This window comes from Shewanella algae, from assembly GCF_009183365.2.
Classification (GTDB): Bacteria; Pseudomonadota; Gammaproteobacteria; order Enterobacterales; family Shewanellaceae; genus Shewanella; species Shewanella algae.
On sequence record NZ_CP068230.1, the window covers coordinates 2771773 to 2786471 of the forward strand.

The following is a 14699-nucleotide window of genomic DNA, read 5'->3' on the forward strand; positions in this document are numbered from 1 at the left end:
GTCAGGGAGTCAATGATGCTCAGATTCGGCTATGAAGTGGAACAGCAAAAGGTTGAATTACAGGCCAGCAACTGGAATGGATTTGAGCGTTTGTTTGTCGACGGTAAAGTGGTATCCAGCAAATTCAACCTGGGGCTGCACAGCGAGCACAGCTTCAAGTTGCGTAACGGTGTACGTTGCCGAATGCAACTCCTGGTTGACCCCACCACAGAGCTGACTATCTGTCGCATCTACAAGTGTAACCGCCTGCTGGCGAGCCTCAAACAGGGGAAACAGCAGTCAAGCAGCTCACATCTGCAACACTGGTTGCTACTGGGGGGATTGGTGTGCGTGCTATTGGTTTATCTTTGATTTACCGAGCACACATTCAACCATAGGGTTAACGCTTGTCAGTATGATTTATCTTGTTGAGCAGCATGAGCAGCTGCCCTCTTTCCGGCTCATCCAAGGCTGCCATAAACTTCTCGTTGACCCGCTCGGCCTCGCGAATTAAGTCCTGCTCCATCGCCTTGGCCTGATCGGTCAGAAAAATTTGAAACGCACGCCGGTTGTCTTCTTCCTGATGGCGATAGATTAAGCCTTGTACCTGCAGTTGATCCAGCAGGCGTGTCATGGTGTAGTTGGCCACATCACAGCGACGTGACAACTCGGTTTGGCTGATCCCTTCCTCTTGCCAGAGCGCAAACAACACAGGCCAGAGTTTAATATCCAGCTGATAACGCTTCAGGCGGCTATCCAGTTCATGTTGCAGTTCCACGTTCAGATGGGATACCAGATAACCGAGACTCTCTTTGCGGTTCAAGCAACACCTCCTGTACTTCAGGGCTTGTCTGTTCGCTATCGGCAGGGCTTCGCCCCATTCAGCAAAATCGCTTATTCTGCTTCATTGACGCCGGGCCATGCCGCTGCCGAGTTTAACTATACCACTGAGCCAAATGATTGACCTACTCAGGGGCATGAAAGCAGCGCAAGGTAGGGCATCTCCAGCGGAATAAATCTGCATTGACCGCCCTATACGCAGCTTTTTAACTCGCCTTTTGGGGCATATCTACCAGTCCAGTATCCGCTTTAAACTTGAGTGGCGGCCCTGATTCTGAGTCAATCAAACTTCTATACGAATGGTATTAATACTACCACCTGCTGAATATTTCACTAACACAAGAAAGGAGAATAATGGGGCATTTACAGTCAGGCTACTGTAAATAAAGGTTTTATATCTGCCTGAATGGCAAAGCGATTCCTTTGACTTTTAACTCAGTAAATAGGTTTCGGCAAAGCGATAGAAACAGGCACGCCCAAGCCTGGCCTTTAGACCTCGAGGCAAGCTTACCAATAGCCCGGATTCGGCGCTCTCAAAGGCATTGAGCCCCAGCACCTCGAACTCATTACCCTGGGAGCAAACCAGGGCAAAACGGCTGCTCTCGGCCTCGATATCCAGCTGCTTGTAATCAACTATGATGAGCGGTGTGTCGGCCACCGCTACCTTCAAACGCTCTGCCGGGGTAATCAACAGATGTTCACCCTCGATGCAGTGCAAAATACTACTGAAGAGCCTGGCGAACTTGGCCGGCAACGGTGAGTTGAGATAATACCAGTCGCCTTTAACGTCTATCTCAAACAGGGCTTGCTGCTGACACAAGTCCGGCCTTGCCCCAAGCCCTTTCAGAGCGTCACTCACCTTGTCTGCCGACTGTTTCATCCTGACTTCCTATTCTTGGGTTCCCTATTCATGGGCTCCACACTTTTGGAGCCCTATTCTTGGCGCTCTCAGGCTTGCGTTTGAGTCAGCTCCAGCAAGGCTTCGATGGGGTGCCTGGGCCTGAAGCCACCAAAGCGTTTGACCTGGCTGCGACAAGAGTAGCCGGACACCAGTATCTGCTCCTGCGGCAGCGACTTTATCGCCTCGTCCCAGGACATCTCATACAGAGCCTTGGAGCGTGGCAGGTTTTCCAGCTCATGGCCATAGGTACCGGCCATGCCGCAACAACCCAGATTCACGGTTCCCAACTTGGCACCAAAACGGGCAAAGATGGTTTGCCATTCTTTGGCAGTGCCGGGGCGAGCACTGGATTCAGTGCAGTGGCTGAACCAGGTGAACTCGCGCCCGCTTGCAGGCAGTTGCGGTAACTGCTCGAGCATGGCACTGAGCCACTCGCTGGCAAGCTGGACATTGAATTGGCCGCGCTTGGCGCCGAGCGCTTCACGGTATTCGTCACGATAAACCAGCACCAACGCCGGATCTACCCCCACCATGGGCATGCCAAGGGCATGCACCTGATTGAGAAAATCGGCGGAGGTCTGCGCCGTCTTGGCAAACTGCTCAAGGAAACCCTTGATATGAGCCGGTTTACCGTTGGGCTTGAACGGCAGCAATACCGGCTTGAGTCCAAGCGCTTCAATCAGGCGAATAAAGCGATAAACCAGTTCAGCATCGTAGAAGCTGTTGAAAGGATCCTGCACTACCAACACATAATTTTGTCGCTCAGCGGCGGGAATAGCGCTCAAGGCGTTGAGATCATAACCGCGGCTGGGGTGAGCATCCAGGCGCTGTTTCAGCGTAGGAACAGACAGCGCAGGCGCATCCACATACCCCAGAGCCTTCTTAATCACCCACTTGGATAGAGGGTTCTGCGCCGCAAAGTTACTCAGCCGGGGCGCCTTGGCCATCAGCTGCACCGAATCCTCGACACCGGCCACCAGGTAATCCTTGGCGGGACGCTGATAACGGCGGTAATAGATACTGAAAAACTGTGCCCGGAACTTGGGAACATCCACCTTCACCGGACACTGGCCGGAGCACGCCTTACAGGCGAGACAGCCCTTGAGCGACTCCATCACCTCGTGGGAATAGTCGTATTCTTTCTTGGCGTTGAGGCTGTTCTGCAGCCGCTGCAATAAGCCCATGGGTTTGGACTTGGCCAGCAGATTGACGTCAACGCCTTCAGATTCCAGCAGTCGCAGCCACTCACGCATTAATCCGGCGCGGCCCTTGGGCGAATGGATCCTGTCTCCAGTCACCTTGAAAGAGGGGCACATGGGTGAAAAGCGGCTGTAGTTGAAACACAGGCCGTTGCCGTTACAATTCATCACATCCGGGAAGGCATCGCGGACACTGACAGGTATTTGCCTATCGAAACTGCCGCGCTTGGTACTGTCGACATTGTAGATAAGCTGTTGGCCTTTGGGCGCCACCAGCTTACCTGGGTTGAGTTTATTCTGGGGGTCGAACAGCGTCTTAACTTCTTCAAGCTCACTCCAAAGCTGCTCGCCAAATACCTGGGGGCCATACTCACCACGCACGCCTTTACCGTGCTCGCCCCACATCAGGCCGCCGTATTTCTGCGTCAGTGCCGCCACTTGATCCGAAACGATGCGCAGCAAGGCTTCATCCTTGGGATCGCACATATCCAGCGCCGGACGCACGTGCAGCACCCCGGCATCCACATGGCCGAACATGCCGTATTGCAGTTGATGGCTATCCAACAGGGCACGGAACTCCATGATATAGTCGGCGAGCTTTTCCGGTGGTACGGCGGTATCTTCGGCGAAGGCTATCGGTTTGCGGCGGCCTTTGGTGGCCCCGAGCAGCCCGACCGCCTTCTTGCGCATGGCATAAATCTTATTGATGGAACCGGCATCCCGGGTAAGCTGATACCCAAGCACCCCTTTTTCACCGGCGGCAATCTGTGCATCCAGCGCCGCGGCCAGACGCTCTGCCCGCTCATCGACCTGGGCTTGTTCTCCGGCAAACTCCACCATGTTAAGGCCATCGATTACCTTGCCGGGCACTTCCTGGATAAGCTCGGATACCGAGTGCCAGATAATGTCTTCCCGCGCCAGATTCAGCACCTTGGAATCGACGGTTTCCACCACAGTGGCATTGGCGAGCACCAAGTCGGGCGCATGGCGTAGTGCCGATTCAAAAGAGTCATACTTGATGTTGACCATAAGGCGGCTGGCCGGCAAAGGGGTGATATCCAGTTTGGCCTCAGTCACCACCGCCAGCGTACCCTCTGAGCCCGTGAGGATCCGCGACAGATTGAATTCGCAGAGCTGTTGATCCCAGACATTTTTCAGATCGTAACCGGTCAAAAAACGGTTCAGTTTGGGAAAGCGCTGTTCAATCAGTTCTCGCTGCTCACGGCAGCGACGGGCCACTTCGGTAATCAACTTGTTGCCGAGCGGGTTGTCAGTGACCTTCTCACCCGATTCCAGTGCCTCGCGGCTCACCGGAGCCGTGTGCAGCACACTGCCATCCACCAACACACTGGTAAGCTCCAGCACATGATCCGAGGTCTTGCCATACACCAGCGAGCCGGCGCCGGAGGCATCGGTATTGATCATGCCGCCCAGAGTGGCACGGTTGGAGGTGGAAAGATCCGGGCTGAAGAAAAAGCCGTGCGGCCGCAGCGCATCATTGAGCGCATCCTTGACCACACCGGCCTCGACTCTGACCCAACCTTCCTCTGGATTAACTTCCAGCACCCGGTTCATATGGCGCGAGAGGTCCAGCACTATCCCATGGGTCAGCGCCTGGCCATTGGTTCCGGTACCACCGCCGCGGGCACTGAAGACCACCTTGGCAAAAGCCTCCTCACAGGCGAGCTGCAACGCCATGGCAATATCGGCGCTGTCTCTGGGATAGAGCACCGCCTGCGGCAGGAACTGATAGACAGAGTTATCCGTCGCTTGAGCCAAGCGGGCACTGTAGCGCCTGTCGATATCGCCGCGAAAGCCTCGCTGCTCAAGCGCATCCAGATAATCCAGATACAGGGGTTCCAGAGTTTGTTGGTGTGATAATAGGGGTAACATCTTATTGCTCGGCTCAATTATTGTTATCGGGCCATTATAAACAAAAAGAAGCCGCTAAAAAGCGGCTTCTTTCATAACTTACTGAGTTGTTTCAAGCTTAGCCGTGGGCTTCAGCCAGGTACAACCAGGTGTCGATCACTGTGTCTGGGTTCAGAGACACTGTGTCTATGCCCTGCTCCACCAACCAGGCAGCGAAGTCGGCGTGATCCGAAGGACCCTGACCACAGATACCCACGTAAGCACCCTTGGCCTTGGCAGACTTGATAGCCATCGCCAGCAATGCCTTAACGGCTTCGTTACGCTCGTCGAACAGGTGACTGATGATGCCCGAGTCACGGTCCAGACCCAGAGTCAGCTGAGTCAGGTCGTTGGAGCCGATGGAGAAACCATCAAACATCTCCAGGAACTGATCCGCCAGCAGGGCGTTGGATGGCAGTTCACACATCATGATGACGCGCAGACCATCTTTACCACGCTCCAGACCTTGCTCTTTCAGCAGTTCGATAACCTGACGGCCTTCTTCAAGAGTACGAACGAACGGGATCATGATCTCTACGTTCTTCAGCCCCATGTCGTTACGAACCCGCTTGATGGCTTCACACTCGAGGGCGAAACAATCACGGAACGACTCGGAGATATAGCGGCTGGCGCCACGGAAGCCCAGCATTGGGTTCTCTTCCTCTGGCTCGTACTTGTCACCGCCGATCAGGTTGGCATATTCGTTTGACTTGAAGTCAGACATACGCACGATGGCCTTCTTGGGGTGGAATGCTGCAGCGATAGAAGAGATACCTTCCACCAGACGGGCAACATAGTATTCAACCGGAGAATCATAACCGGCAATCATCTCGGTGATCTCGGCTTTCAGCTCATCGGTTTGCTGATCAAATTCCAGCAGAGCCTTGGGGTGAATACCTATCATACGGTTGATGATGAACTCGAGACGGGCCAGACCCACACCTTCGTTAGGCAGACGGGCAAAGTCGAAGGCGCGGTCAGGGTTACCCACGTTCATCATTATCTTCATCGGCAGATCAGGCATGGAATCAACGCGGCTGGAAATCACATCAAACTCCAGCTTGCCTTGATAGATATAACCTGTGTCGCCTTCGGCGCAGGATACCGTTACTTCCTGACCGTTTTGAATTTTGTCGGTCACGTCACCACAACCCACTACCGCAGGCACGCCCAGTTCACGGGCAATGATAGCAGCGTGACAAGTACGACCACCACGGTTGGTGACAATGGCGCTGGCGCGCTTCATGATAGGTTCCCAATCCGGGTCGGTCATATCGGTAACCAGTACATCGCCTGGCTGGATCTTGTCCATTTCGTCGATAGATTTGAGCACCTTGGCAACACCTGATCCCACCTTGTGGCCAATGGCGCGACCCTCACAGATCACTTCGCCACGGCTCTTGAGGTGATAACGCTCAATCAGCTGCACATCTTCACGGGAGCGTACGGTTTCAGGGCGAGCCTGAACTATGTAGAGACGACCGTCGTTACCGTCTTTGGCCCATTCGATATCCATCGGACGGCCATAATGCTTTTCAATGATCATCGCCTGCTTGGCCAGCTCCATCACTTCTTCATCATTGATGGAGAAAGTCATGCGCTGTTCTTTGGCGACATCTTCAATTTTCACCTGCTTGCCGTGAGATGCATCATCCGAGTACACCATCTGGATCAGCTTGCTGCCGATGTTACGACGAACAACGGCCTTGTGACCGGCAGTCAGGGTTGGCTTGTGTACATAGAACTCGTCCGGGTTAACCGCACCTTGTACTACCATTTCGCCCAAACCGAAGGAAGAAGTGATAAATACCACATCCTTGTTACCGGACTCGGTATCCATGGTGAACATCACGCCTGAAGCCGCCTTGTCTGAACGTACCATGCGCTGAACACCGGCTGACAGCGCCACACCGCGATGGTCGTAACCCTGATGCACACGATAGGAGATAGCGCGATCATTGAACAGGGAGGCAAACACATGCTTGATGGCAACCAATACAGCTTCGAAGCCCTTCACGTTGAGGAAGGTTTCTTGCTGACCGGCAAATGAAGCGTCGGGCATATCTTCTGCAGTAGCAGAGGAACGCACGGCGAATGAGGCGTCTTGGGTTTCAGAGGCTAATTTTTCGTAGGCTTCCCGAATCGCTTGTTCGAGTTCTGGCTGAAATGGGGTTTCGATAACCCACTGTCTGATCTGTGCACCAACTTTAGCCAGTGCGTTGACATCATCTACATCCAATGTGTCAAGAATGTCGTATATCTTCTGGTTTACTCCACTTTGCTCAAGAAACTCATTGAACGCGTGGGATGTGGTCGCAAAGCCGCCAGGTACTTGAACACCGGCATTGGCCAGATTACTGATCATTTCACCAAGGGAAGCGTTTTTACCGCCGACCTTGTTGACGTCACCCATGCCTAATTCCTGATACCAGAGTACGTATTGCTGCACAGTTCTATCTCCGCAAGTTTATTTCAGTGGCCCCTTCACACGAGGGCAGCGGCATTTTACACTCCGTGGCAACAAGCGTAAATCTATAATTTTATTTGTAATTTTATTACTACACGAGGTCGGCATGGCACGTAAAGTATTCTACATTTCTGATGGAACAGCGATCACGGCCGAAGTGTTTGGTCACGCAGTACTTTCTCAATTTCCATTGGAATTTGACTCACTTACCATTCCTTTTGTGGAAAATATTGCTAAGGCAGAAGCTGTTAAAAAGCAGATTAATGATAGTTTTATTACAACAGGGGAACGGCCTCTGGTGTTTCATTCCATCGTCAAACCGGAAATTCGCGACATCATTTATTCCAGTGAAGGCCTGGACTACGACTTTCTCAACACTTTTGTCGCGCCACTGGAGCAACAATTGGGGGTACCGGCCAGCCCGGCACTGCATCGCACCCATGGTATGGCCAACGCAGGTTACGATGCCCGTATCGACGCCATCAACTTTGCCATGGAAAACGACGACGGCCAAACCATGAAGCATATGGACAAGGCCGACATTATCCTGCTTGGGGTTTCCCGCTGCGGCAAGACGCCATCAAGCCTCTATCTGTCGATGCAGTTTGGTATCAAGGCCGCCAACTATCCTTTTATTCAGGATGATATGGACAACCTCAAGCTGCCCGAGGTGCTGAAACGCAACAAACCCAAACTGTTTGGGCTGACCATTGAACCCGTACGCCTGCATGAGATACGTCAGAGCCGAATGGAGAACAGCCGCTATTCCTCCTTGCGCCAATGCCGCCTCGAAGTCAAAGAGGTGGAGATGATGTTCAAGAAAGAGCGCATACCTTATATAGACACCACCAACCAATCGGTCGAGGAAATTGCCACCAAGATCCTCGACGCCACGGGTCTTGAGCGCCATATGTTCTGAAAATACCCCCAGGCGGCAGACAAAACCTGCCCGAGTTGAAACTGAGTTACAGAATGGCATTTTCTGGCTAACTACTTGTTACCACAGTGCGAACCCTGAATGGCTCAAGTGGGACTTGACACTTTTTCAAGGCCCACTTGGGCAATTATCGGACAATTGCCACTTTGCAGCTCGGCTCGATTGGTTATAATCCGACACAAGATAAGCGCAAAGCGCTCAAGAAATTTCCCCCGGTATCATGAATGACCATTAAAACAGACGAATTACGCACCTCTCTCTTATGTAAAGTGATCTCACCTGCCCAACTCGCATCTGAGTATCCATTGACTCAGGAAGCCGCAGACTACCTGGTTGAACAACGCCGCGAAGTCGAAGCCATTATTCAGGGTGACGATCCGCGTTTGTTGGTCATCATAGGACCCTGCTCCATCCATGACACAGAAGCGGCCCTGGAGTATGCCGGTCGCTTGGCCAAGCTGCACCATGAACTCAAAGACGATCTCTGCATTCTGATGCGGGTCTATTTTGAGAAGCCCCGCACCATAGTCGGCTGGAAAGGGCTGATTTCCGATCCTGACTTGGACGGCAGCTTCAGCCCCAATAAAGGCCTGCGCCTTGCCCGCAAGTTGCTTCAGCAGATCACCGAGCTGAAACTGCCTATCGCCACCGAGTTTTTGGATATGGTGAATGGTCAGTATATTGCCGATCTCATCACTTGGGGCGCCATCGGGGCCCGCACCACAGAAAGCCAAATTCACCGCGAAATGGCCTCGGCACTCTCCTGCCCGGTAGGCTTCAAGAACGGTACCGACGGCAACATCAATATCGCCGTCGATGCAGTGCGCGCCGCCAGAGAACCACATATCTTCTACTCTCCGGACAAAGACGGCTCACTGGCGGTCTACCGCACCCATGGTAATCCGTACGGGCATATCATTCTGCGCGGCGGTAAAACTCCCAACTACAGTGAGCAACATGTGACCAAAGCCAGAGAGCAGATGGACTCGGTTGGGATCCACTCCGGCATAGTGGTCGACTTCAGCCATGGTAACAGCCAGAAGCAGCACAAGAAGCAGCTGGAAGTCGCCGAAGATATCATGACGCAGCTGCGCAGCGGCTCCACCGCCATTGCCGGTATCATGGCCGAGAGTTTTATTGTGGAAGGCAATCAGAAAGTGGTTGCCGGTGAGCCACTCACTTACGGCAAAAGCATCACAGATGCCTGCCTGCACTGGGAAGACTCGGAAAAGCTGCTCAGAGATCTGGCCGCTGCTGCCAAGGAAAGACGCCGCCTGCTGGGCAAATGAGTCGCCCAGATACGGACCACTGAAATGGAATCGCCCCGGTATCTCCACGCTGGAGATGTCGGGGCTTTTTCATGCCCGGATACATTTGAACATCCAATATTTTTCATGCAGGGCTTTCTGGCCCAGGCTGTCAATCCGCCTTTGGTCGAACTATAATACCGCCCCTGATTTTCCAGCATAACCTTGAGGTTGCCGTATGCCAGAAACGACACAGAGCCAATATGAAGTGGCCGTAGCACGCCGAATTGAACAAGCCGAGGCTCGGGTGATCAAGGCGGTTTTCCCGTCCATTACCAATCATCACAACACACTGTTTGGCGGTGAAGCCCTCGCCTGGATGGATGAAACCGCTTTTATCGCCGCCACCCGCTTTTGTCGCAAGACACTGGTCACCGTCAGCTCTGACAGAATCGATTTCAAAAAACCGATCCCCGCCGGTAGCCTGGCAGAATTGATCGCCCGGGTGATCCATGTGGGCAACACCTCGATGAAAGTCGAAGTGAACATTTTTGTAGAAGATATGTATCAGGATAAGCGCGAGCACGCGATCCGCGGTGTCTTCACCTTCGTGGCTGTCGATGAAGACAGAAAGCCGACCCAGATCTGGAGTGATGATCTGGCCAACTAGGCCTCGCATAATCCTGGCCTGTATCTGGCTACAGGCTTTTTAGGTTTCATTCTGCAACAGTCTTTGCCGCTGAAAAGGCTTTTATTGACCGTCATTCTCGACTAAAGTCTAAAAGCGACAGTAACAAAAAGTCACTTAAACCCTGATAAAGCAATAGGATTATTTGTCACTTTTCTGTTACATTGACCCTTCTTCAGCGTGCAGAGCCATAATCATAACAAGCCATGAAGCCAGAAAACTTAAATATTATCATCGCCGATGATCACCCTTTATTTCGCAATGCCCTGCGCCAGGCGCTTAACAGTGGTTTATCCAATACCCGCTGGTTTGAGGCCGACAGTGCCGATGCGCTGCAAAAACTGCTTGAGCAAACTCATCAGGGCTATGATCTGGTACTACTGGATCTGCAGATGCCGGGCTCCCATGGCTACTCCACCCTTATCCATCTGCGCGCCCACTTCCCCGAACTGCCGGTGATAGTGATTTCAGCCCACGAAGATGCCGCCACCATCAGCCGTGCCCTGCATTACGGCGGCGCCGGTTTTATTCCCAAATCGGCTTCGATGGAAACCTTTATCGAAGCAATCACCGCAGTAATGTTCGGCGATATCTGGCTGCCTCAAGGCATAGAGTTGGTTGAAATCAATGATGAGGACGAAACCGACAAGGTCGCCGGCAAGCTCTCGGAGCTGACGCCGCAGCAATACAAGGTGTTGCAGATGTTTGCCGAAGGCCTGCTCAACAAGCAGATAGCCTACGACCTGGGCGTATCCGAGGCGACCATCAAGGCCCACGCCACCGCTATCTTCCGTAAGTTGGGGGTTCGCAACCGCACCCAGGCCGTGATAGCGCTGCAGCAACTGGGGATGGAAAAGGTCGAGATCAACTGATCTCACCGCTTCCCAAAGATTTTTCAGTCCTCCATGGCGGCACATTTGCCAAGATAGATGATTTCCGGCGCACCCGGGCACAACACTTCGACACACTCATCGCCGGTGCAGATAAGATGTGACCAGCCTTCGCTGTGTCCATGGAAGAAACTGATTGGGCTTTCCTGCGACCAGGCGTGATCTTTAATCAGGCGGCTGTTGTAACCCTGTTCGTCCCCAAGCTCGCTCAGCGCCTGCCAAAGTTCCAGCAACCCATGTTCATCCAACATACGAAACGCAGTGACCGAGTGGTAATGCAGCCGATAGCGCCCTTCACTCGGTAAATGAAACAGCTCCAGGCTGAGATCGACTCCGGGATGGGGCGTATTTTTGATTTGATAGCGTTTGCCGCCGGGAAGCTGCAACATGAAATCACCGCCCCAGAAGAGCCCGGTGATAAAAAGATCCCCCTGCTCAAAGGGTGTCTGCCATCTGCCTATTTTCATGCTCCCTCCCATTAATCCCTGCGCTCGTTAATCCCCCCTCAGACAAAAGTGGGGTAAACAAGAAAGTACTCAACAAGCGGATACCGGGCAATGGCCGCTATAACGCATAAAAAAGCGCCGCCGGGGCAAACCCTCGGCGGCGCTGCATTTGAGAGGCTCAGCGTTTACAAGCCCAGATGGCCGGCATGAAACTTAAGCTGCTCGTCGATAAATGAGGCGATAAAATAGTAGCTGTGATCATAGCCGGGGTGGCTGTGAAAACTCAGCGCAATTCCAGCATCAGTGGCTGCGGCCTGCAAGGCCTGTGGCAGTAACTGCTCGGCCAGAAACAGATCACTCTCGCCCTGATCAACCCGCATCGGTAGCCCTTTGGCACCACTTTTTATCAGCTCTACCGTGTCATAAGCCTTCCAAGCCTCCCTGTCGCTGCCAAGATAGGCAGCAAACGCCTTCTGGCCCCAAGGGCACTGGCTAGGATGACTGATGGGGGCAAAGGCACTGGCGCTGAGATAACGGCCCGGATTTTTAAGGGCTATCATCAGCGCGCCGTGGCCGCCCATTGAGTGACCGGCAATGGCGCGCTTATCCGATACCGGAAAGTGCTGTTCTATCAATGCCGGCAACTCATCTACCACATAGTCATACATACGATAGTGGCTGCTCCAGGGGGCCTGGGTAGCATTGACATAAAAACCGGCCCCCAACCCCAGATCGTAGGCGGCATCATCGGCATCGGCCACGCCTTCTCCGCGCGGACTGGTATCCGGACAGACTATGGCCAGCCCCAGCTGAGACGCGAGGCGCTGGGCCCCGGCCTTTTGCATAAAGTTTTCATCCGTACAGGTCAACCCGGAGAGCCAATACAGCACAGGTACCTTTTGGCTATTGGCCTGCTCCGGCAGATAGATGGCGAAACGCATCTCGCAGTTCAGACTGCTGGAGTGATGACGATACTGCTTGTGCCAGCCTCCAAACGACCTGTTGTTACTGATATTTTCCATCAGAAGGTCCTCAGAAGTGGATCACGCTGCGAATGCTCTTGCCTTCATGCATCAGCTCGAAGGCTTCATTGATATCTTCAAGCCCCATGGTGTGGGTGATAAAGTCATCCAGCTTGAATTTACCGGCCAGATAATCTTCCACTATGCCAGGCAATTGTGAGCGTCCTTTGACACCACCGAAAGCCGAGCCTTTCCACACCCGGCCGGTCACCAGTTGGAAAGGTCTGGTGGAGATCTCCTGTCCGGCACCGGCAACCCCGATGATCACCGATTCGCCCCAGCCCTTGTGGCAACACTCGAGCGCCGAGCGCATCACATCCACATTGCCGATACACTCGAACGAATAATCGACGCCGCCGTCGGTCAAATCCACAATCACCTGTTGAATAGGCTTGTCATAGTCCTTGGGGTTGATGCACTCGGTTGCCCCCAGCTTCTTTGCCAGTTCAAACTTGGATTCATTGACATCTATGCCTATGATGCGACCGGCCTTGGCCATCACAGCGCCAATCACCGCCGACAACCCTATGCCGCCGAGCCCGAAGATGGCCACGGTGGCGCCCTCTTCCACCTTGGCAGTGTTCATTACAGCGCCCATGCCGGTAGTGACACCGCAGCCCAGAAGGCAGATCTCTTCCAGCGGTGCCGACTTGTTGACTTTGGCCAGGGAGATCTCAGGCAATACCGTATATTCAGAGAAAGTCGAGCAGCCCATGTAGTGGAAAATCGGCTTGCCGTCTTTGAAGAAGCGGGTGGTACCATCCGGCATCAGGCCCTTGCCTTGGGTCTCACGGATCTTCTGACACAGGTTGGTCTTGCCGGAGCGGCAGAACTTACACTCACCGCATTCAGGCGTGTAAAGAGGAATAACATGATCGCCCACCGCCACACTGGTGACGCCTTCGCCGACCATCTCCACTATACCGCCGCCCTCATGGCCGAGAATGGCCGGAAACACGCCTTCTGGGTCGTCGCCGCTCAAAGTAAAGGCATCGGTATGACACACACCACTGGCAACAATGCGCACCAATACCTCACCGGCCTTGGGCAACATCACATCCACCTCTTCCATCTTCAACGGCTCACCGGCGGCCCAGGCTACGGCGGCGCGGGACTTGATAAATTTGTCTGTCATTGTCGCTTCCTTCTGTTGTGATTGATTCGGTAACGAACCTCTTGGCTCATAAACCGGATGCCAACATTGTATTTATTCCCAAATAAAAGATAATCAGCCAAATATACAAATCACTTTTACTGAGAAGTAATAATGAACCACTGGGAAGGGATCAGCGAATTTATCGCCGTGGCCGAGAGCCAGAGCTTTACCCGCGCCGCCGAGCGGCTCAACTTGTCTGTGGCGCAGATAAGCCGCCAAATCGCCGCGCTGGAGAAACGCCTGGCAAGCAAACTCTTCTATCGCACAACCCGCAAGGTGTCGCTCAGTGAAGAGGGCCAGCTTTATTATCGCCACTGCCGCTTGCTGCAAGATGGTATAGAAGAAGCCGAACGCGCCCTTGGCAGTTTGAAACAAACCCCGCAGGGCTTGCTGCGGGTGACGGCGCCGGTCACTTACGGCGAGCAGTTTATTCTGCCGTTGCTGAATGACTTTCTCTGTCTGCACCCCAAGCTGGATCTGCAACTGGATCTCAACAACAAGACGCTGGATCTGATTGATGGCGGTTATGATTTGGCGATTAGGCTGGGTAAGCTGGCGGACTCCAGCTTGATGGCGCGGCGTCTTGGCAGTCGCCGCAATTATGTCTGTGCCAGCCCGGAGTATCTGGCCAACCACGGCATGCCCCACACTCTGGGCGAGCTGCATCGGCATCAATGTTTACTGGGTAACCACCCTTACTGGCGTTTTATCGAGCAGGGCCAGGAACGTCAATGGCGTTTGAGTGGCCGCTTGGTGTGTAATTCTGGCCCTGGGCTATTGGATGCTGCTCGCAAAGGACTCGGGCTGGTGCAACTGCCAGATTATTATGTCGGCGAGGATCTCGCCAGCGGTGCCCTGGTATCAGTGCTTGAGGCTTACCAGGCGGCGCCGGAGGGTATTTGGGCCTTATACCCACAGAACCGCCATCTGTCGCCCAAGGTCAGCCTGCTCTTGGACTTTTTGCAGCAAGCGCTGCCGGAGGCGCCGGATCTGGGCAAGTCTTGAATGGATGCCCT

General features: G+C 53.6%; 13 protein-coding genes. 6 read left to right on the forward strand and 7 right to left on the reverse strand.

Annotated elements, in window-relative coordinates:
• Window positions 1–12 precede the first annotated feature (12 nt).
• Window positions 13–351, forward strand: a complete 339-nt coding sequence (locus E1N14_RS12375; RefSeq protein WP_223828833.1) for a hypothetical protein — start codon at window positions 13–15, stop codon at window positions 349–351.
• A 28-nt stretch (window positions 352–379) separates the two neighbouring features.
• Here E1N14_RS12375 and E1N14_RS12380 read toward each other — a convergent pair whose 3' ends face one another.
• The 4 genes from E1N14_RS12380 to ppsA form a co-directional block, all read right to left on the reverse strand.
• On the reverse strand, window positions 380–802 hold the full coding sequence (locus E1N14_RS12380; protein ID WP_025011184.1) for a MarR family winged helix-turn-helix transcriptional regulator: 423 nt from the start codon (window positions 800–802) through the stop codon (window positions 380–382).
• 447 nt (window positions 803–1249) lie between these two features.
• Window positions 1250–1699: a DUF1285 domain-containing protein gene (locus E1N14_RS12385; protein WP_025011185.1), complete on the reverse strand. Its 450-nt coding sequence runs from the start codon at window positions 1697–1699 to the stop codon at window positions 1250–1252.
• Window positions 1700–1767: 68 nt separating this feature from the next.
• Window positions 1768–4812: a D-2-hydroxyglutarate dehydrogenase YdiJ gene (ydiJ, locus tag E1N14_RS12390; RefSeq protein WP_025011186.1), complete on the reverse strand. Its 3045-nt coding sequence runs from the start codon at window positions 4810–4812 to the stop codon at window positions 1768–1770.
• Window positions 4813–4909: 97 nt separating this feature from the next.
• Window positions 4910–7279 (reverse strand): phosphoenolpyruvate synthase, encoded by a 2370-nt coding sequence (gene ppsA / locus E1N14_RS12395; protein ID WP_044734630.1) that lies wholly within the window; start codon window positions 7277–7279, stop codon window positions 4910–4912.
• Between the two features lie 124 nt (window positions 7280–7403).
• On the opposite strand from ppsA, the gene ppsR reads away from it, so the two are divergent.
• The 4 genes from ppsR (at window position 7404) to E1N14_RS12415 (ending at window position 11041) form a co-directional block, all read left to right on the forward strand.
• Window positions 7404–8216: a posphoenolpyruvate synthetase regulatory kinase/phosphorylase PpsR gene (gene ppsR / locus E1N14_RS12400; RefSeq protein WP_025011187.1), complete on the forward strand. Its 813-nt coding sequence runs from the start codon at window positions 7404–7406 to the stop codon at window positions 8214–8216.
• A gap of 242 nt (window positions 8217–8458) precedes the next feature.
• Complete coding sequence (locus E1N14_RS12405) at window positions 8459–9523, forward strand: 3-deoxy-7-phosphoheptulonate synthase (RefSeq protein ID WP_025011188.1); 1065 nt, start codon at window positions 8459–8461, stop codon at window positions 9521–9523.
• Window positions 9524–9719: 196 nt separating this feature from the next.
• On the forward strand, window positions 9720–10151 hold the full coding sequence (locus E1N14_RS12410) for an acyl-CoA thioesterase (protein WP_025011189.1): 432 nt from the start codon (window positions 9720–9722) through the stop codon (window positions 10149–10151).
• Between the two features lie 224 nt (window positions 10152–10375).
• A complete protein-coding gene (locus E1N14_RS12415; RefSeq protein ID WP_025011190.1) occupies window positions 10376–11041 on the forward strand; it encodes a response regulator transcription factor in 666 nt (221 codons plus the stop codon).
• A gap of 23 nt (window positions 11042–11064) precedes the next feature.
• Here the strand turns inward: E1N14_RS12415 and E1N14_RS12420 are convergent, their stop codons facing one another.
• The 3 genes from E1N14_RS12420 to E1N14_RS12430 all read right to left on the reverse strand — a co-directional run bounded on the left by E1N14_RS12420 (window position 11065) and on the right by E1N14_RS12430 (window position 13662).
• Complete coding sequence (locus tag E1N14_RS12420) at window positions 11065–11526, reverse strand: hypothetical protein (protein WP_025011191.1); 462 nt, start codon at window positions 11524–11526, stop codon at window positions 11065–11067.
• A 164-nt stretch (window positions 11527–11690) separates the two neighbouring features.
• The gene (gene fghA, locus E1N14_RS12425; RefSeq protein ID WP_062793911.1) at window positions 11691–12527 is read right to left on the reverse strand and encodes an S-formylglutathione hydrolase; all 837 of its coding nucleotides are present in this window, start codon (window positions 12525–12527) and stop codon (window positions 11691–11693) included.
• 10 nt (window positions 12528–12537) lie between these two features.
• Window positions 12538–13662: an S-(hydroxymethyl)glutathione dehydrogenase/class III alcohol dehydrogenase gene (locus E1N14_RS12430; protein WP_028781420.1), complete on the reverse strand. Its 1125-nt coding sequence runs from the start codon at window positions 13660–13662 to the stop codon at window positions 12538–12540.
• Window positions 13663–13794: 132 nt separating this feature from the next.
• On the opposite strand from E1N14_RS12430, the gene E1N14_RS12435 reads away from it, so the two are divergent.
• A complete protein-coding gene (locus E1N14_RS12435; protein ID WP_062793910.1) occupies window positions 13795–14688 on the forward strand; it encodes a LysR substrate-binding domain-containing protein in 894 nt (297 codons plus the stop codon).
• The last annotated feature ends 11 nt before the right edge of the window (window positions 14689–14699 follow it).